A 24,817-nucleotide genomic window follows, 5' to 3' on the forward strand; every position below is an offset into this window, starting at 1 on the left:
ACCTGTCGCCCAATAACTGCGGCGGGACGCTGCCGTACCGTCCCGCCGCCTCTCATCGCTGAAAGATCAGAAGTCGAAACGGGCGCGCACTGTCCAGCGGCCGGGTTCGTTCAGATACGGGAAGATAAGATAAGACGCGACATAACGCTTGTCCAAACAGTTGGTGCATTCGGCGGAAAGCGTCAGGCCCCGCGCAGTGTCACGCAACGACAGTCCTGCGTTGAACAGGCTGTGCTTTTTTTGATACCCGCGCACGTCATTCTGTGCCGATGGCCAGCTTCCGTCGGTATAGGCCCATGTGACTGAGGGGATCAGGCTGAAATCATCGTTCAGGACAGCCGTATAATTCGCACCGAGCGTGGAATTGAACGGTGCCACACGCGATGGCAGAGCGATCGCACCAGCGGCGGTTACGATGCCCTGGTTACACTGAGCACGTTGCGTCGCCGTTCCTCCGGCAAGTCCGGCCTGACAAGTTGCGGCCTGCGCCAGCACCGACGGATTCACATTCTTGAAGCGCGCATGTTGCAGACCCGCAGACCAGAAGATGTTCAGTCCGCGCGTCGGCACCACGGTCAGTTCGGCTTCGAGACCATAGTTGCGCAGATCGGCGAAGTTCTGGGTCAGGTAAGTGATCTGCCCTGGAACCAGCGGATTTTCGCGACCTGCGGGAAGCTGGTTATCCATGTCATTGAAGTAAAAGCTTGTCAGGTTGAGGCGAACCCGGCGATCGAAAAACTCGGACCGCAGCCCTGATTCAAAAGACCAGATCGTTTCGCGCTTGAAAGGAGTCATATTGGCGGCGTTGTACGACCGCGAAACCCAGCCGCCTGACTTGAAGCCCTTGGTCGCAGAAGCATAGACCGAAATCGCAGGCGTGATCTTATAATCGAGTGCAAAGCGTGGGGTCCACACCTTCGCATTCTGTGTCACGGGAAGTCCGGCGTTGATGATATCCTGCGTATCGAATGGCTGATTGATGCCAACCGAAGGCAGCGGCGACGCATTCGGGCTGAACTGGATGTCCTTGAATTCCGCAGTGTAGCGGATACCGGCGGTAAAGGTCAGGTTTTCCAGAACTTTAAAGTCACCCTGGAAATAACCTGCATACGCACTGGTGCTGTTCTTCATGGTTCGGTCAGCAGCCAACGTAGGAACCCCGGCAGCCGTGACGGTAACATTCGCGAAGATCGTCTTATTATCTTCCCGAATATAATAGAAACCGCCGGTATAGTTCAGGCGACCGTCAAGAGCCTTGCCGTTGATCTTGATTTCCTGGCTGAACTGGCCGTGATAGCTGTCGTTTGCAAGGACCGATGTGCTGCCCGCGACTGGCGTAACAATGTCCGCAGGGTAGTTCAGGATAGTCGATGCGCTGGTCAGGCTCATTGCGCTGTCGGTCAGATATTCATTAAAGATGTGACGATAACCGGTGATGAAATTGACGGTGAGGTCATCGCTTGCCTGAACCTGGAAGTTCGATGTCGCCGACCATGAACGAGCAAGGTTGCCGAGCTTGTTATCGGCAAGTTCGGGCGACAGATAAGCTCTGCCACCGCTGACGCCGGCAAAGGTCTGCGCGACCGTCTGGTCCTGACGGAGACGCGTATAGCTGACCCGTTCTTTGGTGGCAGGATCATAGAAGTTCGGGAAGTTGGCATAGGACTGCGAATTGAAATCGGCGGTGCCGTCCCATGTCACTGAATCCGAAAGGAAAGCACGGAGCGCGCCGCGGAAGCCATAGCTCTTTTCGCCGTTAAGACGTTCGCCGGTTACGCGGTTATGCACATAACCATCGTCCTTGACGTAATAGCCCTGCACCTTGCTGAGCAATTTGCCATCGATGATCGGCACATCAACCGATCCGCGCACATTAAAGCGATCGTAACGGCCATAACCGATCTCGCCAAAGCCCTTGAACTGGTCGCTGGGCTTTTTCATGATCACGTTGATTGCGCCGCCGGTCGTATTACGTCCGAACAGCGTTCCCTGTGGACCACGCAGAACTTCGATCCGCTCGACATCGAACAACGAGAAATTATTCGCGCTCTGACGCGACATATAAACGTCATCGACATAGGTGCCGACCGGAAGATCGAAGGTCGAAATCGTCTCGTTGTTGTTCAATCCACGCATCGAATAGCTGTTGGCTGTTCCGACAGACGTGTTGTTATGACCAATCAGATTGGGGACGTAGGCAAAAATATCGACCGTGCGCGTAATCTGACGCCGCTGGAGATCTTCGGAGGAAAAAGCGCTGACCGCGATTGGCACGTCCTGAAGATTCTGTTCGCGACGTTGCGCAGTAACTGTAATGTCAGGAATGCCCTCTTCGACTGCCGCGACCGGAGCCACATCTGTCGAAGCCTGCTGCGCGTAGGCGGCATGGGACATCATTGCAAAAAGGCTCAGCCCGGCGGCAGCCCCCATCTTGATCGACTTCATTGTAATCGCTCCCTTTGCTATAGTTTGGGGCCTGAAACGCATGTTCACGCCGTACCGTCCTGCAATGTCCGCCAGATCTTCGTCCGACTTAGTTGTTCGAAATTGTTCTAATATTATAGTTATTTAGGGGGCAGACGAGCGCATAGAAAAGCTGGGCGCAAACGCTCACCCTTCCAGTAACTAGCCTATACAAAATACCAGAATGCCAGTTCTTAATTGTTCTATTACTATATCAAAATGAAATCGATGTCACGAGATTTTTTCGTGGCCACAGCTTGCTCATTCATGCTGTGATACATCGGCCACAACCTCTCTAGTCAAATGCCCGGCGTGTGACGCGATAAAGCCCAAAATGGGGGCAGCCCATTCGCTCGACCGTTCGAAAACCATGCCTGCTCCACCGGGTAACTCGGCGTAATCCCAGTCAGGTTTTCGCGCGACGATCATCTGGCCCATCGGAAACAACCGATCGGTGACACTGGAAATCACAAGCACCGGACAGATGATCCGGTCGAGATCTAGCTGTGGATCATAGGCAGGCGCAGCACGGTGCCCATGCTCCTTCCACGGACCGTTGGCGAAATAAGTCACCAGCCCTAGATGGACGGTCTCATCGCTCCATTCGGGGTCCGCAATCCGGCGGACGACTTCCCAACGATCGGTGAAATGGCTGCCGTCCGGCTTGATTTCCTGAACATCGCTCAATTGCGTTAGCCGTTCGATGCGCTGAGCCGCATTGTAATACGGCATATTGTCCGTCACCAGCGCACCTACCTTATCGGCGTGCTCCGCTGCGAGCCGCGCCGCCACCAGAGCGCCACCATGATGCCCAATCACAACCACGGGATTAAGGTCCAGTGCATTGATTATTGCAGCGACCGCTTCGGCGTAAAGCTCGACCGATGGATCGCCAGAGGGCGGGTTGGACATGCCGTGGCCGGGCAAATCGGGTGCAATCACGCGATAACCCTTTGCTGCCAGCAACGGGATCGCATGGCGGTATTGAATCGAACTCCAGGGTGCCTGATGGATCAGTATGATCGGTTGGCCCGTGCCCTGCTCCCGGTAATGGACCTGACCACAGGGACCATCGACATAGCCACGGCGTTCCCCCGGCAAACTGGTGGCTGATGGCAACATCAACGCAAACCCAATGGCAGGATGCGTTGGCCCAGCAAACGACCGAAGGTGAGCGCGGGCGTGACCATCATGCCACCACACGCAGCCTTCCCCATCGTCTGCCCAGACCCGAGCAGTTCGCCGGCGGCATAGAGATTGGGAATGATACTGCCATCTTCACGGATCACGTGCAGGTCATCATCGACGGCAAGCCCGACTGCGCCAGAGATCGAACTCCCCTGCATCCGAATGGCGTAGAACGGCCCGGAGCCAATCGGTTCGGGCGCATGATTCCGGCCAAGAAAGTCGTTGCCCGTCTGGATGCCATAATTGAATCCGACGATCGAACGATCGAGACCGCCCGCTTCGATTCCCGCTTTTTCCGCCAGCGCAGCTATGGTCGCCCCGGTAATAAAGGCGGGGCCAGCCTCGGCAAAGGCTTTCGTAATGTCCTCGCGGGTCCAGCCAACGATAATCGGTGGCGCGTTATCGAGAATTTTCTGATCGAAAACGATCCAATAGCGCCGGTCGGGCTGGTGCAGCAGAGCCATCTCGCGCGCATCGACGCTACGGATATCTTCGCGGATGAAACGCTGTCCAAGCGCGTTTACATAAATTTCCCACGGTTCGCGGCGCTCGGGGAAAGTCTCGACTGTAGCAAGGGCGCGCGCGGGAAACTGGTCGCTGTTGAAAAGCGCACCAAAATTATTGAACACATTCTCGAACCCGCGGAGGGTGCCACCAACCGACTGCCCAAGTCGGTGCCCTGCCCCGCGCGAAAACGGATAAGGCCCGGCATTATACTGTGGGTAGCCATTCAATTCGGCAAACATCTCTGTATTGGCCGCATAACCGCCGCTCGACAGCACCACGTTCCTGCCGTGGAATTCGTGTCGGTTTCCGTTGCCGTCTGTGGCGGCGACGCCGGTCACTGCGGATGAGGCATCGGTTAATATCTCGACCACTTCATGTTCAAGGCGCAACGTGATTGCCCCTTCCGCGACATGACCTTCGACGATCGGCACCAGCACGTCTTTCACACTGATCCCGCCTTCTGCGCCCCAATAATAACGCTTTTCGCGATAAGGTTCGTGCCCGAACCCGACGACTGGATGGTCGGGCAGCGGCGCGAAACCCCGGTCGATCAGCCAGTCGAATGTCTCTGCGGCATTATCGACGGCGAGCCGGACCAGTCCGCGATGCGCGGTTCCACGACTAATTCGCATCACATCATCGAAATGAGCATCGGCGGTGTCGACTATGCCCCGCTCGTACTGAAGCCTCGTACCTGCCGCGCTCATTTGCCCCGTGGCGACCCAAAGTGTCCCGCCAAGCCGTGGAGCATGATCAACGACCAGAACCGATGCGCCCCGTTCGGCAGCAAAAATCGCGGCGGGTAATCCTGCCGATCCCCCACCCACCACAATCACATCAAACCGGGTCGTCGCTTCACTCATGATCAGCCATTCTCATGATGTTCTACATTATGATACATCGTTCCATATTTAAGCTAGGACGATCACGTCCCTCGCGTCAAGCGCCAAACTTCTCTCCGTTCATGGGCGCAATTATCCCTAGGGATCGAGTATGAATCAGATGATCTACCAACTGACGGCAAACAGTCGGCAAGGACCGCTTAAGCGATCTCAAACACCCGCGGTGCCGCGTTAAAATCGACGGATGCACCAAGCGCGCGCGATGCATCGGCAGCGGCAGACTGAACATATTCGATCAACGACGCTGCATTGTCGTCGGTAAAGCGATCGAGCGGAAGGGTGAGCCCCATAGCCGCCACAATCTGATTGTTCGGACCCCATACGGGCGCGGCGACCCCGCCGACGGCTGCTTCCCATTCGCCGGAGTTCACGGCAACGCCGGTCCGGCGGACATCTTCAATCGCTGTCACAAGCGCCTCGGGATCGGTGATCGTACGCGGTGTGTAGCGCCGAAGCGATACGGCAAGGGTATCGCGCATTGCGGTTGGGTGAAATGCGAGAAAAATCTTTCCGGTAGCCGAGCAATGCGTGGGCGCGCGTTCGCCAATCTCAGAAAAAGCGCGGACCGAATGCCCCCCCTCCGCCTTATCGACATAAATCACCGATGCACCTTCGGAAATGCCGAGATGCACGGTCTCCAGCGTCGCACTGGCGAGGCGGTCCATAATTGGCCGCACGGTTCTTCGCAGATCCAATCGTTCTATGACCCGCGCGCCCTGCTGCCAGATTTTCAGCGTCGGCGAATAGCGTCCGCCATCGCCCACCACATATCCCAACGCGGTAAAGGTCTGCAGATAGCGGTGGATATTGCTCTTCGTGAGGCCAAGTTGTCGCGCCAGTTCGGATACGCCAAGCGGCTCCGGTGCTGCCACGAGTGCTTCGAGTACCGTGATACCCTTGACTAAAGTCTTATCCATTGCTTCCTCAAATCACGTTTCTCGCATCGTTTTGGCGCGCCCCATGGGATGCGTCGGCGTTTACACTTTCAATGCGGCCTCCAGCTCATGCACTGCACCACGATAATGCTTCAGGCCAAGGCAAACCAACAATATTGAAGGGATTCCGACGATCAACACATAAGCGGAAAGGACCATACCGATCGATTTTGGATCGCCACTGGCGTCGATCGCCCAACCAATCAGGGGTGGCCCGAACAACGGACCGATCAACGCGATCACCGTATTGAAGATTGCCATGGACTGACCACGAATTTCTCCTGGAGTAACCGCCATCATTGATGCCGGGCCGCCAGCCGTTGCGACCGATTTCCCGATGAAGGCAATAAACATCAGGACGACGGCGACGCTCGCCGAAGGCATGACCGGATAAATCGCGCTGGCAGGGATAGAGATTGCCAGACCTAACAAGAGCACAATCATCGAGCCATCGGCCCGCCCTTCACCGAACCGGCGGTGCGTCCAAACTGCAATCGCAGTGCCGATCGGTCCAGCTGTAAAATAAAAGATCCCCGTGACAGTGCCGATCTCCACGACACTCCAGCCCCAGACACGCTGGAACAAGGGGATGTTCCAGAAAGCAAGCGCGCTCATTGCAAAGTTACAGGTCGATCCCACGAAGACCGCACCAAAGCCCTTCCAACGCTTGATAATATAGCGAAATGCCTTGCCGCCTCCTTGTGCGGCTGCCAGTTGTTCCTGACGTTCGGGCTCGCGCACCGTCAACATCAGTGCAGCGAACAGGAAACCGGGCAAGCCCACGATCACGAAAGCGGACTGCCAGGGCGAGAGCGTTCCCAGCAAAGGCCAGTCGATGTGGCCAACCTTTTCGAGCCAACCAACGATCAGTGCGCCGCCCAGAAACGCGAGTCCTGCGCCAAGATAAGGGCCAGCCATATAAACACTGATTGCACGCGTACGTTGCTTGCGATCGAAATAGTCGCTGATGATCGAAACCGAACAAGGGCTGACCACCGCTTCACCAAGCCCAAGGCCAAGCCGCATCAACAGCAGCGGGATAAATGTGACGACAAGCCCACTGCCCGTCGTCATCGCGCACCAGATTATAATACCGGCGATGAGCAAATATTTTCGGTTCGAGCGATCCCCGTACCAGCCCAATGGAATGCTGACGAGCACATGGAAAAGCGAAAACGCAGGGCCGAGTAAAAGGCCGACCTGAAAATCGCTGAGGCCCATCGCCTTTTTAATCGGCTCGACCAGCAAGGTAACGATGTAACGATCAAGATAGGAAAGAATGAAGATCAACAATAGCAGGATGACGACATACCATCGGTACAGGCTATTTTTATTCGTGGTCATGTCGCGTTCCCCGCGGGTTGCCTCTCCATTCGAAAACCTCCCCGACTGCGTGTTGATATCGTTTGTATTTGTGAGCTTCAAAACGCTTTGCGGCTGCCAAAGACATACCATCCGCCCCGACCGTGCCGCGGACGGCCTGGTTCTTCCCAAGCAAACGCGTTCGAGCGGTCGGGATAGGCGCCAACATCCGGCAAGATCAGAGCGAACGAATTTTCACGATCGAAACCGGCTTTGACACACAGCTCTATCGGATCCTGATCACGAAAGGCGGTATAGGATGGCTCGTTATTGTTACGCGTATCCCAGTTCCAGAAATAGTTTTCCCATACATCGACAAGGTCATGCGCGGGTAGTTCCTGGTGCACGATCAGACCACCGGGTTTCAACATGCGATGGCATTCGGCGAGTATCTTCCGGGTCGCCCAAACGGGAACCTCGTGAAAAAAGAAACTGGAGACGATCAAATCAAAATGGGCGTCCGGGAAATTCGTCTTCTCAGCATTCTGCTGGCTGAAATGCAGGGGCACTCCCGCGTGCTCGGCCAAGGCATGGCCATAACGCAGCAGTGGCGCGCCGACGTCGATGCCATGGGCCTCCACACCGGGGAAAGCCTCTACATACGGCAGCAGGTTTTTGCCTGATGTCGTTCCCAGGTCCAGCATACGCTTTGGCTGCAGATCGGGGTATTCATGCTTGATCCAGCGGCTGACGACCTTTGCCACGCCGCCCCATGAACGATGACTTTGCTGCGCGGTAAACACGCGCGAACCAAGGCTGATAACGGCAGCCTGTGCCACATCGTCAGCGGTGTATTCCGTGTGGAAGCAGCCGGGCGTCAAATGGACGTCGAGCGCCGTAACATAAGGGGGTATTTCAAAATCCAAACTCAGCGCCAGCGAACCTCCGGCAGGGTTCAAGTCTACCGCAGCGCGAACCACTTCTATCATCTCTGGAAGTGCGCGTTCGACTTCATCCTGGACGGATAGAAAACACATCTCCTGCGCATTATACCGAAGCGTGCTGTAAAATCGGTACAGGTTTTCGCCGCGCAGCGCCTTGTCGACTGCACGCCAGTTGTCCAGAGTTTCGCCTTGCGCTTTTAACGCTGGAGCCACTCGTTCATTAAAATCGGCTTCCAAGGCCGCAGGAAACTCCTGAATCGCATGGCGACGGAGCAGGCTGCAAAAACGCTGCCGCGCGTACTCGTCATGAGTCGGAACGGGGATCGCTTCGATATCGGCAATGTGGCTTGTTTTCGGTGCCCGCTCTAGCAGTGACATGAGATCCTCCATCGCCTGAATGGCCGTATCACCATACGACACGCCGTTCTGAACCCAAGGCGTATCATCGAACAAAAGCAATCGCAATGAGCATCTCGGAATTAAGCGAAACTCCGCCAGACCTTCCACTGAAGCCCCGCTTGCCCGGCAAAAAAATTACTTGCGCCAGCTTAATTACTATTAGAAGTGATACAAATAACCGGGGCGGATTTTAGCATGGCGGCGATTGAGAACAGAGTTATTATCGTAGGCGCAGGGCCCGTGGGATTGATGACCGCATTCCTATTGGATTCCCACGATATTCCCTATCTTCTGATTGCGTCAGAAGCCGTGCTCGCAACCGATCTGCGCGCTTCCACCTTTCATCCCCCAACGCTGGATTTGCTGGACAACCACGGACTTGCCGCTCCGCTCATCGAACAGGGCCTGCGTAGCCCAACCTGGCAAATTCGACTGCATGAGACCGGGGAGCGAGCTGAATTTGACCTAACGGTGATCGGCGATGCCACGCGTCATCCCTTTCGTTTGCAATGCGAACAATCAAAGCTTTGCGAACTGCTACTCAAACGGCTTTACGCCAGTGGCAAAGGTGAAATCCTGCTCGGGCGACGCATCGACGGCGTATCGCAGGACGATGATGGCGTGACGATCATAACCTATGACGCGGATGCACCTGAAAACACCCATCCAATGACGTTCACGGGACGTTATCTGGTCGGCGCCGATGGCGCACGCAGCGTCGTGCGCAAAAGCCTGAGCTTTGGTTTCGATGGCAAAACTTATCCCGAAACAACAATTCTCGCGACCACGCTCTTTCCGTTCCACGATCATTTACCGGGTCTTTCAAACGTCAATTACGTCTGGAAAGACGGCGGCACGTTCAGTCTGCTCCGCTTGCCCCATCTGTGGCGTTGCAGTCTTTATCCCGATCACGAAGAATCAATCGAGGATGGGCTGAAACCAGAGAGCATTCAGCGCAAATTGCAGGCCATCGTGCCCAATTCGGCTGGCCATGAGGTGATAGAGAGCCGTGCCTATCGCATTCATATGCGCATCACGGATACCTATCGAAAGGGGCGTGTCGCGCTGGCGGGTGACGCGGCGCACGTAAACTCTCCTTCTGGCGGCATGGGGATGAATGGCGGGGTCCATGATGCCTTCGAACTGACGGCGGCGCTGGCCGAAATCTGGCATGGCGGTCGGATCGAACTGCTTGATCGCTATACTCGACGTCGGCGTCCTATCGCCGAGCAGGAAGTGCTTGCTCAATCCGATCGCAACCGTGCGCGTATGCAGGAGCGTGACGGCACGAAGCGCCGCGAAATGCTGACGGCCCTACAGCGTATTGCAGGCGATCCTGTGGCGGCGCACGAACATTTGCTCCGTACTTCGATGATCGCTGGCTTGCGCCGTGCCGCGGAGATTGCATGACGATCGGCCGTTATGACTATGGCCGCGCAGGTCGGATTGGCATCGGGACACCTCAGGCAAATCCTACTGTGGAGGCCGAGTTTGCAATTCTGACGCCGCCGAGTGTGAGCATGGCCGTCATTCGATTGACCAGTTCGCATACCGATCCGGCAGATCGTCTTCGGTCCTATCTTGAACGATTGGAGGATCATCTTGCGGCCTATGACACCTATCGACCCGACGTTTTCGGTTTTGCCTGCACGGCTTCGTCGTATCTCGTCAGTCAGGTAGACCAGCACCGGATAGTAGCAGCCTGCGAACAGCGATTTGGATATCCAATCGTAACCGCAGCGGACGCAATTCAGTGGGCGTTAGAGCGTATAGGCGCGCGCCGGATCGCGCTCCTATCGCCCTATCCTCCCGCACTTAGCCAAGCCGCCCACGCTTTTTGGCAGGGTCGCGGGTTCGAACTGATTGAAACTGGGAACGCCGGAGGACTTGGCGCAGGTGCGGACACTCGCGGAATATATGCGATGGGCAGCATCGACGCTGCCAATGCGCTGGCCCGGATTGATATAGCCGGGATCGATGCCGTGTTGTTCAGCGGCACAGGTATGCCCTCGCTTCCCCTGATTGCAGAACACCGGACCGGGCCACCGCTCCTTTCGTCCAATTTGTGTCTGGCGGCGTGCCTCTTCGACCAGCTTGGCCTTCGCAATTTGCTTGATCCGGACAGCGCACCTGAACTTTCCTGGCGCGACCGTTGCCGGGCTGCGACCACCCAATTTTGATGGAGACCCCAATGACTGAAGTGATTTCTGCCGTGATCGATGGAGCGATCATCAGTGCCGGGGAAGCCCCGGTCTCGATCATCAATCCCGCAAACGACAGCCTGATCGTCGATTTACCCGAAGCGGGCGCCGACACTGTGGACCGTGCCGTTCAGGCCGCCCGTCGAAGCTTCGACGAGGGCGTCTGGCGGACAATGCCCGTCGATAAGCGTCAGGCTGTGCTTCGCCGATGCGCTGATGCGATCGAGAGTAATGCGGATGAACTCGCCGGTATCGAAAGTGCGAACACCGGCATCCCATTCTCGCAATTGCGCAATCGATCGGTACTTCGGGCCGCCGACAATTTCCGCTTCTTCGCCGATTATATCGGTCAGAGCGTTGGCGAACTTTACGAACAGAATCCGGATTATCTAACGATGGTCCGGCGTGAACCAGTCGGTGTGGCGGCGCTCATTTCGCCCTGGAATTCGCCGATCGCACTTGGCTCGATGAAAATCGCCTCGTCGATCGCATTTGGTAATAGTTGTGTGTTGAAGCCATCCGAGCAGGCACCGCTCGGGATCAGCAAACTGGCAACATTGATGACAGGCGCCGGTGTTCCGGACGGTGTCGTCAATCTCATCAACGGGCGTGGCGCAACGACCGGCGATCAACTTGTCCGGCATCCGGATATCGATGTCGTGACATTCACCGGAGGCACTCATACCGGGCGACTGATCATGAAGGCCGCAGGCGAAAATCTGAAACCGGCCACGGTCGAACTTGGCGGTAAATCGGCCAATATTATTTTCGACGATGCCGATTTCGATCAGGCGGTCGATGGCGCTCTGCTCGGCATCTTCACGAACAACGGCCAGCAATGCCTGGCTGGATCACGCATATTGGTGCAACGTGGCATCGCCGCGCGCTTTATCGAAGCATTCATTGCCAGAGCAAAGGCAATCCGCGTCGGCGACCCCCTCGATGCCGCGACCGAACTGGGTCCATTGGTTTCACAACGGCACCTGCAACACGTGATGAGCTTCGTGCCAGACGCAAACCTGGCCGGACACCGAATACTGACTGGCGGCCATCGCGCACCCGGCTTCGACAAGGGCTGTTATTTTGAACCAACGGTCGTTCAGGTCGATTCGAACGACAGCCGCATCTGTCAGGAGGAAATCTTTGGCCCGTTCGCTGCGTTGATGATTTTCGACACGGACGAGGAAGCCTATGCTCTGGCCAACGCCAGCCGTTTCGGCTTGGTCAGCTACGTCTGGTCTCAGAACATCGGCCGCATCATGGAAGCGCAAGAGCGCATTGCAGCCGGCATAGTCTGGTGCAACACCCCAATGATGCGTGAACTGCGCGCGCCATTTGGCGGATATAAGGAATCCGGTGTCGGCTCGGATGGCGGCAAGGCGTGCGAAGCTTTTTACACACGTCAAAAAACCGTGACGATTCCCCGGCGCCCGATCATATTACGTAAACTAGGAGTATGAAGCACCCACGCTCGCCGATAGAGAGCATCATCCTTTATTGCAGGCATAATACCAAGCGATAATAGGTGAAAATCTGTTCTAAAAAGTTATTGAGTGGAACGAATCTGGTCTAAGATTACCAAAGTCGGATATTCCGCTTTCAAGCAGCCGTGCCGACGTCCGAAAAACAGACGGTCCGTTTTCAAATTCGTCCGCATCGGCACCCCCGATTAGCGCACCGAGCTGCCCATAGTCGAAATCCCCATAAGCCTACGCTTGTTGCCCCGCGGGTTAGGGCACCGCCGACGTTCGTGCGCCGGGCGGCGTCCGAAACTCGAAACGAAAGTGGCCTGACAGCTTATGAACTAAAACGACGGTAAACCGTCGTCGATGGATCAATTCGGTGCGTTTCGGTTATCTTTGCGCGCATGTGACGATATCCTTGGCGGTTATCTCGGCGGCGGCGAGGTTTGCGGCAAGGCCTGCCAGAATCGCCAACCGATAGCTTGCGGTCGCATCATAGAGCAGGCCTGCCGCAACCGGGCCGACGAGCGTTCCGATCGCGACGCTTGTGTAAAGCAGCCCCATGATCCCGCTTAGCTTCGCTGTTCCGAACCGGTCGGCGACGACCGACGGCAGCACCGCGACCCAGCCGCCATAAACAACCCCATAGACCAGCGCAAAGACGATGAGCGCCGTACTGGTCGACGCCATGACCCACAGCCCCATCGAGAGCGCCATCGCGACATAGGTCGCCGCCAGAAAACGATCGCGACCCAATCGGTCAGCCACGCTGCCCAGCAGGAAACGACCGACGGCGCTTCCTGCCCCGATCAGCGCCGACGCGCGCGCCGAGTCCACACCGAGGTCGAGAGCAAGGGGACCAAATGGACGAGCGGAACGAAGCTGCTGAGCCCGCACGTAAGGCAGGCAAAATAGAGGCGAAAAAACTTCGGCGTGCGCACCATGCTGCGGAGGCTCGCACCGCGATCGGACGCGGCCGTGGCGGCATCGACCAGAGCGTCCTTAATCAGGAGCCATGCCGAATCCCGGTAACGCGGCGATGGCGCCCAGCATCTCCAATCGAACGACCGACGAGATACCATCAAAAATCCCATCATCTGGATGGTATACAGTAGAATTGTACCGGTCTGAATGAAACGATCATACCACGAAAAGGTGGCTTAAAACAGTCAGTTATGGCGCCTTATGGCACCTCGTGAAAGCAAATTTTGGTGCGGGCGGTGGGAATCGAACCCACACTCCTCTCGGAACAGGATTTTGAGTCCAGCGCGTCTACCAGTTCCACCACGCCCGCACTGCGCTGTCCTATAACGCCGCTCGTTTAGGACGCAATGCCAAAGGATAAATTCTGATGAATCGCTATGCCCGTCAACTGCGAGGGGCTTGCCGCCGATAGCTGAGCGCCTCGGCAATATGGATGCGGCCCACTTTCTCGGCATTAGCGAGGTCGGCGATCGTCCGGGCGACGCGCAGGATTCGAGTGTAGCCACGTGCGGATAGGCGCATAGCTTCAGTCGCTTGGGCGAGCAGCTTTCGTCCAGGTTCGTCAGGGGTGCAATACTCATCGAGCAATGGGCCATCGACCTCGGCGTTAGTACGCGGGCCATCGACGCCATAGCGCACCGTTTGCAACGCCCGAGCTTCAGCCACGCGCGCTCTAACCTCGATGCTTCCCTCGGCGGGCGGTGGCAAGACTAGGTCGGCAGCACTGACGGCGGAGACATCGACGTGAAGATCGATACGATCGAGCATCGGTCCGGAAACTTTGGCCTGATAGTCGGCCGCGCATTTCGGAGCGCGCGAACACGCCAGCGCTGCGTCGCCCAAATGACCACAACGGCACGGGTTCATGGCCGCGATCAACTGTACCCGAGCAGGAAACGTGACATGGGCATTGGCACGGGCAACGCTGACGCTGCCCGTTTCGAGGGGCTGGCGAAGCGAATCGAGAGCCGCACGCTGGAATTCGGGAAGTTCGTCGAGAAACAGCACGCCAAGATGCGCAAGGCTTACCTCACCCGGCTTTACGCGCAGTCCGCCACCCGTCAGCGCCGCCATCGATGCCGAATGATGCGGTGATCGGAAGGGTCGCGTCCGCTTCAGGCGGCCTGCTGTCAGTTCACCCGAAACGCTGGCCACCATCGAAACTTCGAGCGCCTCGCCCGCCGTCAAATCTGGAAGGATACCCGGCAAACACGCGGCCATCAGCGATTTTCCAGACCCCGGTGGACCGACCATCAGCAGATTATGCCCCCCGGCCGCCGCAATCTCAAGCGCCCGCTTGGCCGTCTCCTGACCCTTGACCTGTTGCAGGTCGGGACCGTGCACACGTTCCTCTACCTCCCCCGCGACCGCGCCGGGCAACAACACCGATCCCTTGAAATGATTGAGAAGGCTCAACAAATCGGGCGCGGGGATGACCTCTACCGAGCCAGCCCACGCGGCTTCGGCACCCTGCGACACAGGGCAGACCAGTCCCTTGCCCTGCTCGGAAGCGTGGATCGCTGCAAGCAAGACCCCCGGAGAAGGCGCGATTCGACCGTCCAACCCAAGTTCCCCCACGACGACATAGCCCGCCAACGTTTCGGCATCGACGATCCCCATCGCACCCAGCAACGCCAGCGCGATCGGCAAATCGTAGTGCGACCCCTCTTTCGGTAAATCGGCGGGCGACAGATTCACGGTGATGCGCTTGGGGGGCAAAGCCAACCCGATCGCGGCGATCGCCCCCCTCACCCGCTCGCGGCTTTCGGCAACTGCCTTATCGCCCAGCCCAACAACGTTAAAGTTTGGAACCCCGGCGATCAGCGAGCATTGCACCTCAACGGCGCGCGCCTCCAGACCGAGGTAAGCCACTGTCGGCACTGTCGCGACCATTCATTACGCCCCCGTTTCGACCAAGCGCTTAGGCGCAGAGGTGCCGTCTTGCCAATGCAACACACGCAACCCAAATGGTGTCGATGAAGATTATCGACCGAATCCGGAGCGTCGACCATAAGCCCCCGTGCGGACAGCTATGTTCTCGCTCGGCTGCTTCCTGGTAATATTGTCACCAATCGTCGGTGCGATACCTGGCCCCGGCGGTATGTTTGTGTTCGCGGCCGGATTTGGGTTGATGCTGCGTTATTCGAAATGGGTGAAGCGGCGTTATGTGCTGTTCAAGCGGCGCTGGCCGAAACATGGTCGCTGGACAGACTGGGGCCTGCGCCGCGCCAGCGCAAAGCGTCGTGCAGAACGAAAAGCTCGCCTCTCGGAGTCCAGAAGCGATTGACTTTTGTTCGGGACCGCCATAGTGCCGCTCCAACGGTCGTCCCCCTGGGGCGACCTTTTCTTTTCAAAGTTTCGTATCAGGGCATGAGCGATGAAGCGCACTTTTCAGCCGAGCAATCTAGTTCGCGCACGACGTCACGGTTTCCGTCATCGGATGTCGACAGTAGGCGGTCGTGCAGTAATCCGCGCCCGTCGGGCACGCGGACGCATAAAGCTGTCCGCCTAAAAACTGTTTCGGCCCGCAAGGATTTCCTTGCGGCTAACAGTGCCAAGCGACGGGCAACCTCTGGTTTTGTTCTGTTGGTGCGTGATCGCGCTGACGGAAGCCAAGCCAAGCGACTCGGCATTACCGTCACCAAAAAAATTGGCAATGCCGTCGTGCGTAACCGCATGAAGCGGCGTTTTCGTGCGCTTGCTCGCGAAGTCATTGCCGATGGCGGTTTTGTTGGTAGCGACCATATCCTTATCGGACGCGCTGGCGGCGTCGAGCGCGATTATGCGACCTTGCGCGACGATTTGACGCGGGCGGTCGCCAAACTTGCCACATGAAACAAATTCTCATCTGGATAGCAAAAGGCTGGCAGCGCGGACCGTCGCTGATCTTGCCGCCGACTTGTCGTTATGCTCCCAGTTGTTCGGCCTACGCCATCGAAGCCATCGAGCGCCACGGCGCTTTGCACGGTGGCTGGCTGACGCTCAAACGCATCCTGCGCTGTCACCCATGGGGCGGCAGCGGTTTCGACCCTGTACCCTAAAGGACCTGCCGCGTGGATAATCAGCGTAACCTGATACTGGCGATCGTGCTGTCGGCGCTTGTCCTGATGGGATGGAGTACGATTTCGAGCAAATATTTCCCAGCCGCAAATCCACCGGTCACAAAGGTCGTCGATGGCAAGACGGTTGCGATCACACCCGCTGACACCCCGGCGCCGACTACCGCTCCGGTCTTGCAGGACCGGGCGAAAGTTCTCGCGGCGACCCCCCGTGTCGTCATCCGCACGCCAAAGCTGGCGGGTTCGATCAACCTGACCGGTGCGCGCATCGATGATCTGGTGCTCAGCACTTATCAGGAAACACTCGACAAGAACTCATCGCCGATCCGCCTGCTTGCGCCACAGGGTGCGGCCAACGCCTATTATGCCGGATTCGGCTGGACTGGTGACGGCCTTTCGGCACCCGGCCCAGCGACCGTCTGGCGGGCCGACGGCACCGAATTGACACCGGCAAAACCCGTCACGCTACGCTGGGACAATACCTCGGGCCAGACGTTCGTGCTAAAGTTTGCCGTTGACGCCAACTATATGTTCACCGTCGAACAGAGCGTAGCGAACACCGGCACCGCCCCCGTCGTCGCTCGCAGCTATGCCTATATCGGACGTGACGGAAAATCGAAGGATCCCGACGTCTGGACCGACCATGTCGGCCCGTTGGGCGTGTTCAACCGCGCTGCAAACTATAGCGTCAATTGGAAGACTCTCGACGAGGCAGGACAAGCGGGCACACGCTTTTCGTCCCCCGGCGGCTGGCTCGGATTCGGCGACAAATACTGGCTAACCGCACTGGCTCCTGTTGGAACAGGAACGATCGACGCGGGCTTTCGCGCGGCAGGCACAGTCTATCAGGCCGACTTCACGACGCCTCCTGCAACAGTAACCCCCGGCAAAGCTCAGTCGACCACGACCCATTTCTTTGCTGGCGCTAAGGAAGTGAATACACTCGACGGATACGAAACAGATCTGAAGATTCCTTTGTTCGGCAAGGCTATCGACTGGGGCTGGTTTGAAATCGTCGAAAAGCCGATTTTCCATTATCTCCATTGGTTGTGGGGCCTCGTTGGCAACTTCGGGCTGGCGATCATGCTGCTTACGCTCACAGTTCGTGGCCTTATGTTCCCTGTTGCACAGCGACAGTTTGCATCGATGGCGGGAATGCGTGTCGTCCAGCCAAAGATGAAGGCCATTCAGGAGCGTTACAAGGACGACAAAACGCGCCAGCAGCAAGAAATCATGGCCCTTTACAAGGCAGAGAAGGTCAACCCGCTCGCCGGCTGCCTGCCGATCTTCCTGCAGATCCCTATTTTCTACGCTCTCTACAAGGTCCTCGTTCTAACGATCGAAATGCGGCACCAGCCGTTCGTCTTGTGGATCAAGGATCTGTCGGCTCCCGATCCACTGACCCCGGTCAATCTGTTCGGACTACTGCCGTTCAGCCCGCCCCACGCAATTGCGATTGGCGTTCTACCGATCCTCGTGGGTGTAACCCAGTATATGCAGTTTAAGTTGAATCCGACGCCAATGGATGCTGCTCAAGCGCAGGTGTTCAAGTTCATGCCGTGGGTATTGGTGTTCGTGATGGCACCGTTCGCGGCAGGTCTCCAACTCTATTGGATGACCTCGAACACGCTGACGATCCTTCAGCAAAAATGGCTCTATTCAAAGCATCCCGGATTGAAGGCGTTACCGGCCGAAGCGAAGTGAGTGTTTTCGAAGAGGAAGATGTCGAGGCAGCGCGCAAGCTGTTTGCAGGGCCGGTTTCATTCCTGAAATCGGCCCCGACGCTGGAGTTCATTCCCGACCCGACCGTTCCCGAAGTCGCTTTCGCCGGGCGATCGAACGTCGGCAAATCGTCGCTGCTTAATGCGCTGACCAATCGCAACGGCCTTGCCCGCACCTCGAACACGCCGGGCCGGACGCAGGAGCTTAATTTCTTCGAAGTCGGCGAACCGATGCGGCTGCGGCTCGTCGATATGCCTGGTTATGGCTTTGCCGAAGCGCCCAAGGACATGGTCAAACGCTGGCGATTTCTGATTAATGACTATTTGCGTGGACGGCAGGTTCTCGCACGTGCGTTCGTGCTGATCGACAGTCGTCACGGGATAAAGCCCGTGGATAACGACATTATGGATATGCTCGACGCGGCCGCCGTCAGCTACCGCGTCGTCATGACCAAGGCCGACAAAATCAAGGCGACTGATCTGGAAGCAGTTGCCGCGCGCACGGCGGAGACGATCCGCAAGCGCGCAGCGGCGCATCCCGACCTCATTCTGACGTCTTCGGAAAAGGGAATGGGTATCCCGGAGTTGCGCGCGGCGGTTCTCGAGGCGATAGCGACGACATGACCCTAAAGCTTTTTATCGGCAATAAGACTTATTCGTCTTGGTCCCTGCGTGGCTGGCTCGCTTGCAAACAATCAGGCCTGTTGTTTGAGGAAGCTGTCGTCCCGCTTTATGATGAAGCCTGGGACAAACGACGAGAAGGCGACGAATTTGCGCCGAGCCAAGGCAAGGTTCCGATCCTGTGGGATAGCGAAATCGTCGTCTGGGACAGTCTGGCGATCGTTGAATATCTCAACGAGAAAACTGATGGCACATTGTTCTGGCCTGCCGATGAAGCCGCACGCGCTATGGCGCGTTCGATGGCTGCCGAAATGCACTCTAGTTTCGCTGCGCTCCGTCGCGAACACGGCATGAACATCCGCCAGATTTATCCTCCGCGTCAGCCATCCGAAGCCGTAGTCGCCGAAATCAATCGCATTATGGAACTATGGGCACAGGCACGAGCGCGTTTCGGTACGGGCGGCGACTTTCTGTTCGGCGAATTTGGCGCAGTGGACATCATGTTTGCGCCAGTCGTGACACGGTTCATCACCTATTCGTTACCGGTCGCACGCTTTGCCCATGCCTATATTCAGGCAGTGATTGCTCATCCATTCATGCAAGACTGGATCGCGGGCGCACAGGCCGAGGATTGGGTGATCGAGAAGTTCGAAGCACCTGTGGAGGCGTAAAGCCGCGAACCGCTAGGCAAACGCCAACCCCGCCGTTACCGCTGAAATGATGACAGAAGCGCTCACTCTCGCCAAAGCCCTGATCTCCGCACCGAGCGTTACTCCAGCAACGGGTGAAGTTTTCGCCATTCTGGAAGCAGCGCTGATTGCCCAAAATTTTACGGTCGATCGCTTCGTTTCAGGCGCAGCCCCCGACGGCCCAGTAGAAAACCTGCTCGCCACCCGTGGTTCGGATACTGGTCCCCATTTTGCATTTGCCGGGCATCTCGACGTAGTGCCTCCGGGGGTTGGCTGGGAAACCAGCGCATTCGACCCACAAGTGCGTGGAAACTTGCTCTACGGTCGCGGTGCCGTGGATATGAAAGGCTCCATCGCTGCCTTTGTCGAAGCGGCATCGCGCGTCGCCGATCATCGCGGCCGGCTCACCCTCATCATCACCGGCGATGAAGAAGGTCCCGCCATGTTCGGGACGGTCGCGCTGATCGAACGGATGCGCGCGGGCAATCTGATCCCCGACCTCTGCCTCGTCGGTGAACCCACGTCGGCCACCCGATTGGGCGACACGATAAAAATCGGCCGTCGCGGATCGGTCAACATCTGGATCGAAGTGGCAGGAACACAGGGGCACGTCGCCTATCCGCAACTCGCCGACAACCCCATTCCCGCACTCATCCGCATCCTGTCAGCAATCGATGCGATCGTGCTCGATGAGGGAACCCAGTGGTTTCAACCGTCGAATATCGAGGTTACCACAATCGATGTCGGAAACCCCGCGACCAATGTCATCCCCTTGCTGGCCCGTGCCCGTCTCAGTATCCGGTTCAACGACCTGCAAAGCGGCGAAGCACTCGTCACGCGCGTTCGGGGGTCGCGGAACGGGAAACTGGCCGCGCTACCGTAACCGCGCGTATTTCTGGCGAGGCGTTCCTGACACCGCCCGGTGCGTTGAGCGCACTTGTTTCGGCAGCGGTCGAAGATGTTACTGGCCTGACTCCCGAACTATCGACAACTGGCGGCACGTCGGATGCACGTTATCTGGTTGCCCTATGTCCCGTCGTCGAATTCGGCCTTTGCAATGCGACGATGCACAAGCTTGATGAAGCGGTTTCGCTGACCGATCTGGCCGCACTCACCGACATCTATGAAAGCATCCTCGCCCGCGTTTTCACCTAGACGGCAATGACCTGGGGATCGTGCTGACCCCACGCCAAAAATTCGGCCTCCGACATCGGGTGGGCGATCGCAAATCCCTGCGCCGCATCGCATCCCATAACACGAAGCACCTCCATCTGATCGGCCGTCTCCACACCCTCCGCCACGACTTCGAAACCAAGGCCATGCGCTAGGCCAATGATCGACTGGACAATTGTCCGGGCATCGACGTGCGTGGCAATGTCGGCGATTAGTGTGCCGTCGATCTTCACCCGATCGATGGGCAAATGACTAAGGCGAGTAAGGCTGGAATATCCCGACCCAAAGTCGTCAAGCGCGACACGTGCACCACCTTCGCGCAACTTGGCAATCTCGCTCAGCACGGCTTCGCCACATGACATTGCAAGCCCCTCCGATATCTCGAATTCAAGCGTTTTCAGCGAGATACCGTGATGTTCGATTGCCTTGCGCAGCCTTGGGAAAAAGTCGGCGCGATTGATCTGGCGCGGACTGATGTTCACCGCGAGCCGATAAGGCAAATCCGCCTTCGCCCATTCCGCTGCCATCCTGCCCACAGCGTCGATCGACCAGTGGCCGACCTCAAAGATAATCCCGCTTTCTTCAGCCGCCGCGATAAAGGTTTCCGGCGTCCGCATCCCGTCGACAGGATGGTTCCACCGCAAAAGCGCTTCTGCGGCGATGATGGATCCGTCCGCCAGCGAAAGCTGCGGCTGCAACGCGACGGTCAGTTCATCGCGTTCGACCGCCAGTCGCAGATCGTTTTCCAGCCGGGTCCGGTCGGCCAACTGCGTCGCGAGCGCGTCACTGTAAAACTGGAATTGCGCCCGCCCGCTGGCCTTCGCATGATACATCGCAAGGTCTGCCGCTCGCATCAGGGCTGGCAACGACTGACCGGCCGCAGGGCGCATCGCCACACCAATCGAAGCCCCGATGTCAAGCGAATGCCCAGCTAAATCGAAAGACTCAGTCATTACGGCAAGCAGACCGCGCGCAACCCGCGTTGCACCAGCCACGCCATCGACGTGTGGGAACAGAATGGTGAACTCGTCGCCCGCCAGCCGCCCGACCAGCGGAAGATCTACCGTTGCAGACCGTACACCTTCGGCATCTGCGACCACCCGGAGGCGGTTGGCTACCATCGCCAGCAACTGATCACCCTGCGCATGACCGTATGTATCATTGACCGCCTTGAAATTATCCAGATCAAGAAAGAACAACGCGGCCTCACTCTCAGCGGAAAGCGAACGCAGGATATGATCGGCCTCGCGGCGAAAGTTAGTTCGGTTCGCAAGCGAAGTGACAGGATCAAACATCGCCAGAGCATGGACACTATCGAGATTGGCACGGACCTGCCGAAACAGACTGTCGAGCGCCATCGAAATTTCCGGAAGTGTTTTCCCGACTGCAGCGGGCGTAGGGCTTATTAAATCACCCTGAGCCGCCGCGACGATCCGGACACTTGCCGCATCGACCGACTCTGCGACACCTGCGATTGATCGTTCAGCCGAAGCCCAACTCATCACGCCACAAATAATCGCCACAACCAAAGCGCGTGTAATGCCAACACTTTCGTGTGCGGCATCGGCGGTAGCCAGCAAGGCAAGGATGAAAGCTGTGGCACCGACACAGGCTGCAAAGGCAACCGCGCGCGATTTCAGCGAAACGCCTTCCATCTTTGCCCATGTCCCCGCACCCTACCAAGCCCACCGCCCGATATAAGTCCGGCTTCTAAATGACAGGTCAGAGTTAATATTGCCTTGCAACAGCCCCCATTTTTGATCGTCTCAAAATGAGATACAATGCGCCTGCGCCACCATGTTTTGGATGCGCCGGGCGGATCGCCGCAATCTGTCCGGCATGGCGTGAAGCCGCTACCCAGTCGTGGATCGATGCCCTGATGATACCCCGCAACGGCAAGTCGATACGGCTCGCGTCACTCTTCGGTGCCTTGCCCGTTACGACGAGCAGGACCCGAATCTCATCGGCCAGCGCCAGATCGAGTTCGCGAAGCAACCGACGATGCGCCTGATCAACACCACAGCCGTGCAGATCGACCGTGCGTTCGGGCGCAGCCCCTCCCGATGCGATCCGACGGTCCCAGCTTCCGTCGAGTGTCACCCCGGCCTTGATCGCAACCGGCACCGGCGGGCGGGCAGGTTTGGGAGCTGGCGCGACAACGGGCGCTTTTGCTTTCACGCACGTAAGTTTGTGGGGCGGTGCATCCGGCGTTGCTTCGATTACTGGCAATACGCCTGCCGCTCGGCGAACCGATGCAACGACCCGGGACCAGACCGCACGTTCTTCGGGATTAAGGCGTCGTCCCGCCACCGGTCGCGCTCCCCATCAAGAGCCGCGCAAGAACACCCTTCGGCAGCATTATGAACGCCGTCCCGCGTGCCGACATTCCGCCTGCAATGACCCGCGCCTGATCGCCCGCTCCCCAGAACGTGTCGAAACGATTTGCGCCCTTGATCGCGCCGCCTGTATCCTGCGCAATCCACAATCCTGTCGCATCGGCGCGGTCCATTGACAGAAATACGGGCGCACCAAGCGGCACAAATGCAGGGTCGGCGGCAACGCTGCCCTGTCCCGTAACGGCTATTCCGAGGGCACCGATCGGTCCATCGCCGCTAATTTCGCGAAAGAATACCCAGCTTTTGTTCTCGCGCATAATCGCCCGGCCTTCATCAGGATGGGCCCGGAGATATGTCATGATCCCCTGCATCGAAAGCTGTCCGGGGACGACCAGACCACGCTGGTGCATCAGCTCACCGATACCTGTATAGTCACGACCATTCTGCCCACCATAGGCAATCTGCATGGTCGTTCCATCGGGTAGTTTAAGGCGTCCCGAACCCTGAATCTGCAGAAAGAAGAACTCGACCGGGTCGGCGGCATAGGCAAGCTCAAGCCCCTTTCCCGCCAGTGCCCCATCCTCGATTTCGCTGCGGGTAAAATATGGAACCAGTCCGGTCCCCACCACGCGGCCCGTGATTTTCTTGCCTACCAACCTGTCCGAGAACAGACCCAGATCGACATCAACCTCATCCGGCGGTCGGCTGTATATCGGAACCGGATAGCCCGGCGCCGGAGTACGTGACCCGGCGATTTCGGGTTCGTAATAGCCGGTTGCGTAGGACGTACCCGCGCCGACCTGCACCGTTTCAAAATTGTCGGTAAAAAATCGCACGGCCTGCGCGCCGTCCCATGTGGTTGCAGCAGCACAAACGGCGGTCCAGTCGGCATTCGTTGTCAGTCCCGAATAATCCGACCGGCGGAGCAGCGCGGGGCAACTCAGTTGAAAAGCCTTCAGGGCACGACTTGCCGCAACCTTGTCGATCTTCAGCGATGCGACTGCCGGACCTGAAACCACACCGTTCGACAATGCGGTCGTTCCGGGCGCTACCAACACGGGCTTCTGAACTATTGCCGGAGCAATCGGAGTGGAAGGCTTGATCGGATAATTGGCGACAGAAGCAGAACCGGGCGATTTCGGCGGACCATTTGCCGCGCATCCCGCCAACACCTGCGCCGCCAAAGCGACGCCGAGCAGCCGCTTCATGCCGATTCGTCGGTGTCTGTCAAAATCCAGTTGGGGTCCGAGGCACGCACGGTTCGCGTGAACGTCCACGCATCGTGCGTCGGCACCGCATCGGTCAGTGAGCCAGCAACCACCGCATTGTCAGCATCGCGCGTCACCGCAGCAATATCGGCATCAAAGCGAACGGTGATGTGCGCGACCTTGCCATCCAGCGAAGCCGCAGAGATAATCGCCTTTTCGATTTGCACCAGCCTGTTATCGAGGACATGGCCCGCTACCTTGCGATCAGCGATGGAGGCCGCGAACGACTGGCGGACATCGTCGTCGGTCAATTCAGCCAGTTCGGTCTCGTCGCCGCGCCAATACGCTTCGAGGATCATGCGATATGCCGTCTTCGAACCGTCGATAAAGCGCGCAACGTCGAAATTGCTCTCAGCGGCGATGATCGCGCGGATGCCGGCTGCGGCCGCAGGTTCGAACACATTGTTATTTTCGATCACCACTTGTGGGCGCGCTTCATCTCCAGCCACGGTCGGAACCAATTTCGGCTGATCGACCGGCGCAACAAAAGTCTGCTCATGACCCGTGCGTTTGCCGAGTACGGAGTAAAGACGGAGCGCCAGAAACCCAGCCACCATTGCTAGAAGTACGATACCGACCACAAAACCTCCGAATACTTATGACAGATATAGGCGCGATCGGTCAGGACTTCAAACTGGCATTGCCCTTTTGCCCCGTCGCCT

The 24,817-nt window shown here is 57.7% G+C and carries 21 protein-coding genes, 1 tRNA gene and 2 pseudogenes; 11 read left to right on the top strand and 13 right to left on the bottom strand.

The features are described 5' to 3' along the window. Window positions 1–66: 66 nt before the first annotated feature. The 6 genes from D3Y57_RS07745 to D3Y57_RS07770 form a co-directional block, all read right to left on the bottom strand. The gene (locus tag D3Y57_RS07745) at window positions 67–2,445 is read right to left on the bottom strand and encodes a TonB-dependent receptor (RefSeq protein ID WP_162987042.1); all 2,379 of its coding nucleotides are present in this window, start codon (window positions 2,443–2,445) and stop codon (window positions 67–69) included. Between the two features lie 279 nt (window positions 2,446–2,724). After that, complete coding sequence (locus D3Y57_RS07750; RefSeq protein WP_121152510.1) at window positions 2,725–3,585, bottom strand: alpha/beta fold hydrolase; 861 nt, start codon at window positions 3,583–3,585, stop codon at window positions 2,725–2,727. Beyond that, window positions 3,585–5,021 carry an FAD-dependent oxidoreductase gene (locus tag D3Y57_RS07755; RefSeq protein ID WP_121152511.1) on the bottom strand — a complete coding sequence of 479 codons (1,437 nt, stop codon included), beginning with the start codon at window positions 5,019–5,021 and terminating at the stop codon, window positions 3,585–3,587. Before D3Y57_RS07755 ends, D3Y57_RS07750 begins: the two co-directional genes overlap by 1 nt. A gap of 179 nt (window positions 5,022–5,200) precedes the next feature. Then, on the bottom strand, window positions 5,201–5,977 hold the full coding sequence (locus D3Y57_RS07760) for an IclR family transcriptional regulator (protein WP_121152512.1): 777 nt from the start codon (window positions 5,975–5,977) through the stop codon (window positions 5,201–5,203). Window positions 5,978–6,037: 60 nt separating this feature from the next. After that, a complete protein-coding gene (locus tag D3Y57_RS07765) occupies window positions 6,038–7,339 on the bottom strand; it encodes an MFS transporter (RefSeq protein ID WP_162987043.1) in 1,302 nt (433 codons plus the stop codon). Window positions 7,340–7,416: 77 nt separating this feature from the next. Then, window positions 7,417–8,748, bottom strand: coding sequence for a class I SAM-dependent methyltransferase (locus tag D3Y57_RS07770; RefSeq protein WP_162987044.1), 1,332 nt, complete (start codon window positions 8,746–8,748; stop codon window positions 7,417–7,419). 87 nt (window positions 8,749–8,835) lie between these two features. Here D3Y57_RS07770 and D3Y57_RS07775 point away from each other — a divergent pair, with 87 nt between their 5' ends. The 3 genes from D3Y57_RS07775 to D3Y57_RS07785 are packed head-to-tail and all read left to right on the top strand — an operon-like array spanning window position 8,836 to window position 12,301. After that, entirely contained in the window at window positions 8,836–10,050 is a 1,215-nt protein-coding gene (locus D3Y57_RS07775) for an FAD-dependent oxidoreductase (protein ID WP_121152515.1), read from the top strand. Then, window positions 10,047–10,820 carry a maleate cis-trans isomerase family protein gene (locus D3Y57_RS07780; RefSeq protein WP_121152516.1) on the top strand — a complete coding sequence of 258 codons (774 nt, stop codon included), beginning with the start codon at window positions 10,047–10,049 and terminating at the stop codon, window positions 10,818–10,820. Before D3Y57_RS07775 ends, D3Y57_RS07780 begins: the two co-directional genes overlap by 4 nt. A gap of 11 nt (window positions 10,821–10,831) precedes the next feature. Continuing rightward, entirely contained in the window at window positions 10,832–12,301 is a 1,470-nt protein-coding gene (locus D3Y57_RS07785) for an aldehyde dehydrogenase (RefSeq protein ID WP_205590104.1), read from the top strand. Window positions 12,302–12,694: 393 nt separating this feature from the next. On the opposite strand, the gene D3Y57_RS07790 is transcribed toward D3Y57_RS07785, so the two are convergent. From D3Y57_RS07790 to D3Y57_RS07800, 3 genes are all read right to left on the bottom strand, one after another. After that, entirely contained in the window at window positions 12,695–13,201 is a 507-nt protein-coding gene (locus D3Y57_RS07790; RefSeq protein ID WP_162987045.1) for an MFS transporter, read from the bottom strand. A 312-nt stretch (window positions 13,202–13,513) separates the two neighbouring features. Further along, window positions 13,514–13,598: transfer RNA gene (locus tag D3Y57_RS07795), tRNA-Leu, on the bottom strand. Between the two features lie 74 nt (window positions 13,599–13,672). Then, a complete protein-coding gene (locus D3Y57_RS07800) occupies window positions 13,673–15,181 on the bottom strand; it encodes a YifB family Mg chelatase-like AAA ATPase (protein ID WP_121152519.1) in 1,509 nt (502 codons plus the stop codon). Window positions 15,182–15,320: 139 nt separating this feature from the next. Between D3Y57_RS07800 and D3Y57_RS07805 the strand changes: the two genes are divergently transcribed. The 8 genes and pseudogenes from D3Y57_RS07805 (at window position 15,321) to dapE (ending at window position 20,533) form a co-directional block, all read left to right on the top strand. After that, complete coding sequence (locus D3Y57_RS07805) at window positions 15,321–15,575, top strand: hypothetical protein (protein ID WP_121152520.1); 255 nt, start codon at window positions 15,321–15,323, stop codon at window positions 15,573–15,575. 90 nt (window positions 15,576–15,665) lie between these two features. Further along, complete coding sequence (gene rpmH, locus D3Y57_RS07810; RefSeq protein ID WP_121155604.1) at window positions 15,666–15,800, top strand: 50S ribosomal protein L34; 135 nt, start codon at window positions 15,666–15,668, stop codon at window positions 15,798–15,800. A gap of 14 nt (window positions 15,801–15,814) precedes the next feature. Continuing rightward, window positions 15,815–16,123, top strand: a pseudogene (rnpA, locus tag D3Y57_RS07815) (ribonuclease P protein component); the annotation flags it as partial. Next, the gene (gene yidD, locus D3Y57_RS07820) at window positions 16,120–16,329 is read left to right on the top strand and encodes a membrane protein insertion efficiency factor YidD (RefSeq protein ID WP_121152521.1); all 210 of its coding nucleotides are present in this window, start codon (window positions 16,120–16,122) and stop codon (window positions 16,327–16,329) included. The pseudogene rnpA and the gene yidD, both read left to right, overlap by 4 nt. A gap of 12 nt (window positions 16,330–16,341) precedes the next feature. Further along, window positions 16,342–18,051, top strand: a complete 1,710-nt coding sequence (gene yidC, locus D3Y57_RS07825; RefSeq protein WP_121152522.1) for a membrane protein insertase YidC — start codon at window positions 16,342–16,344, stop codon at window positions 18,049–18,051. Next, the gene (gene yihA / locus D3Y57_RS07830) at window positions 18,048–18,692 is read left to right on the top strand and encodes a ribosome biogenesis GTP-binding protein YihA/YsxC (protein ID WP_239025987.1); all 645 of its coding nucleotides are present in this window, start codon (window positions 18,048–18,050) and stop codon (window positions 18,690–18,692) included. Before yidC ends, yihA begins: the two co-directional genes overlap by 4 nt. Then, window positions 18,689–19,360, top strand: coding sequence for a glutathione S-transferase family protein (locus D3Y57_RS07835; RefSeq protein ID WP_121152524.1), 672 nt, complete (start codon window positions 18,689–18,691; stop codon window positions 19,358–19,360). The genes yihA and D3Y57_RS07835 overlap by 4 nt, the downstream gene beginning before the upstream one ends. 49 nt (window positions 19,361–19,409) lie before the next feature. Continuing rightward, window positions 19,410–20,533 (top strand): annotated as a pseudogene (gene dapE, locus D3Y57_RS07840) (succinyl-diaminopimelate desuccinylase). Here the strand turns inward: dapE and D3Y57_RS07845 are convergent. The 4 genes from D3Y57_RS07845 to D3Y57_RS07860 form a co-directional block, all read right to left on the bottom strand. Next, window positions 20,530–22,206: a putative bifunctional diguanylate cyclase/phosphodiesterase gene (locus D3Y57_RS07845; protein ID WP_121152525.1), complete on the bottom strand. Its 1,677-nt coding sequence runs from the start codon at window positions 22,204–22,206 to the stop codon at window positions 20,530–20,532. The pseudogene dapE and the gene D3Y57_RS07845 sit on opposite strands and share 4 nt — an antisense overlap. Window positions 22,207–22,279: 73 nt before the next feature. Next, the gene (locus tag D3Y57_RS07850) at window positions 22,280–22,861 is read right to left on the bottom strand and encodes a Smr/MutS family protein (protein ID WP_121152526.1); all 582 of its coding nucleotides are present in this window, start codon (window positions 22,859–22,861) and stop codon (window positions 22,280–22,282) included. After that, window positions 22,842–24,095 carry a murein transglycosylase A gene (gene mltA, locus D3Y57_RS07855; protein WP_121152527.1) on the bottom strand — a complete coding sequence of 418 codons (1,254 nt, stop codon included), beginning with the start codon at window positions 24,093–24,095 and terminating at the stop codon, window positions 22,842–22,844. Before mltA ends, D3Y57_RS07850 begins: the two co-directional genes overlap by 20 nt. Continuing rightward, window positions 24,092–24,736: a Tim44/TimA family putative adaptor protein gene (locus D3Y57_RS07860; protein ID WP_121152528.1), complete on the bottom strand. Its 645-nt coding sequence runs from the start codon at window positions 24,734–24,736 to the stop codon at window positions 24,092–24,094. Before D3Y57_RS07860 ends, mltA begins: the two co-directional genes overlap by 4 nt. Window positions 24,737–24,817: the final 81 nt, after the last annotated feature.

This window comes from Sphingomonas paeninsulae (assembly GCF_003660165.1).
GTDB lineage: Bacteria > Pseudomonadota > Alphaproteobacteria > Sphingomonadales > Sphingomonadaceae > Sphingomonas_O > Sphingomonas_O paeninsulae.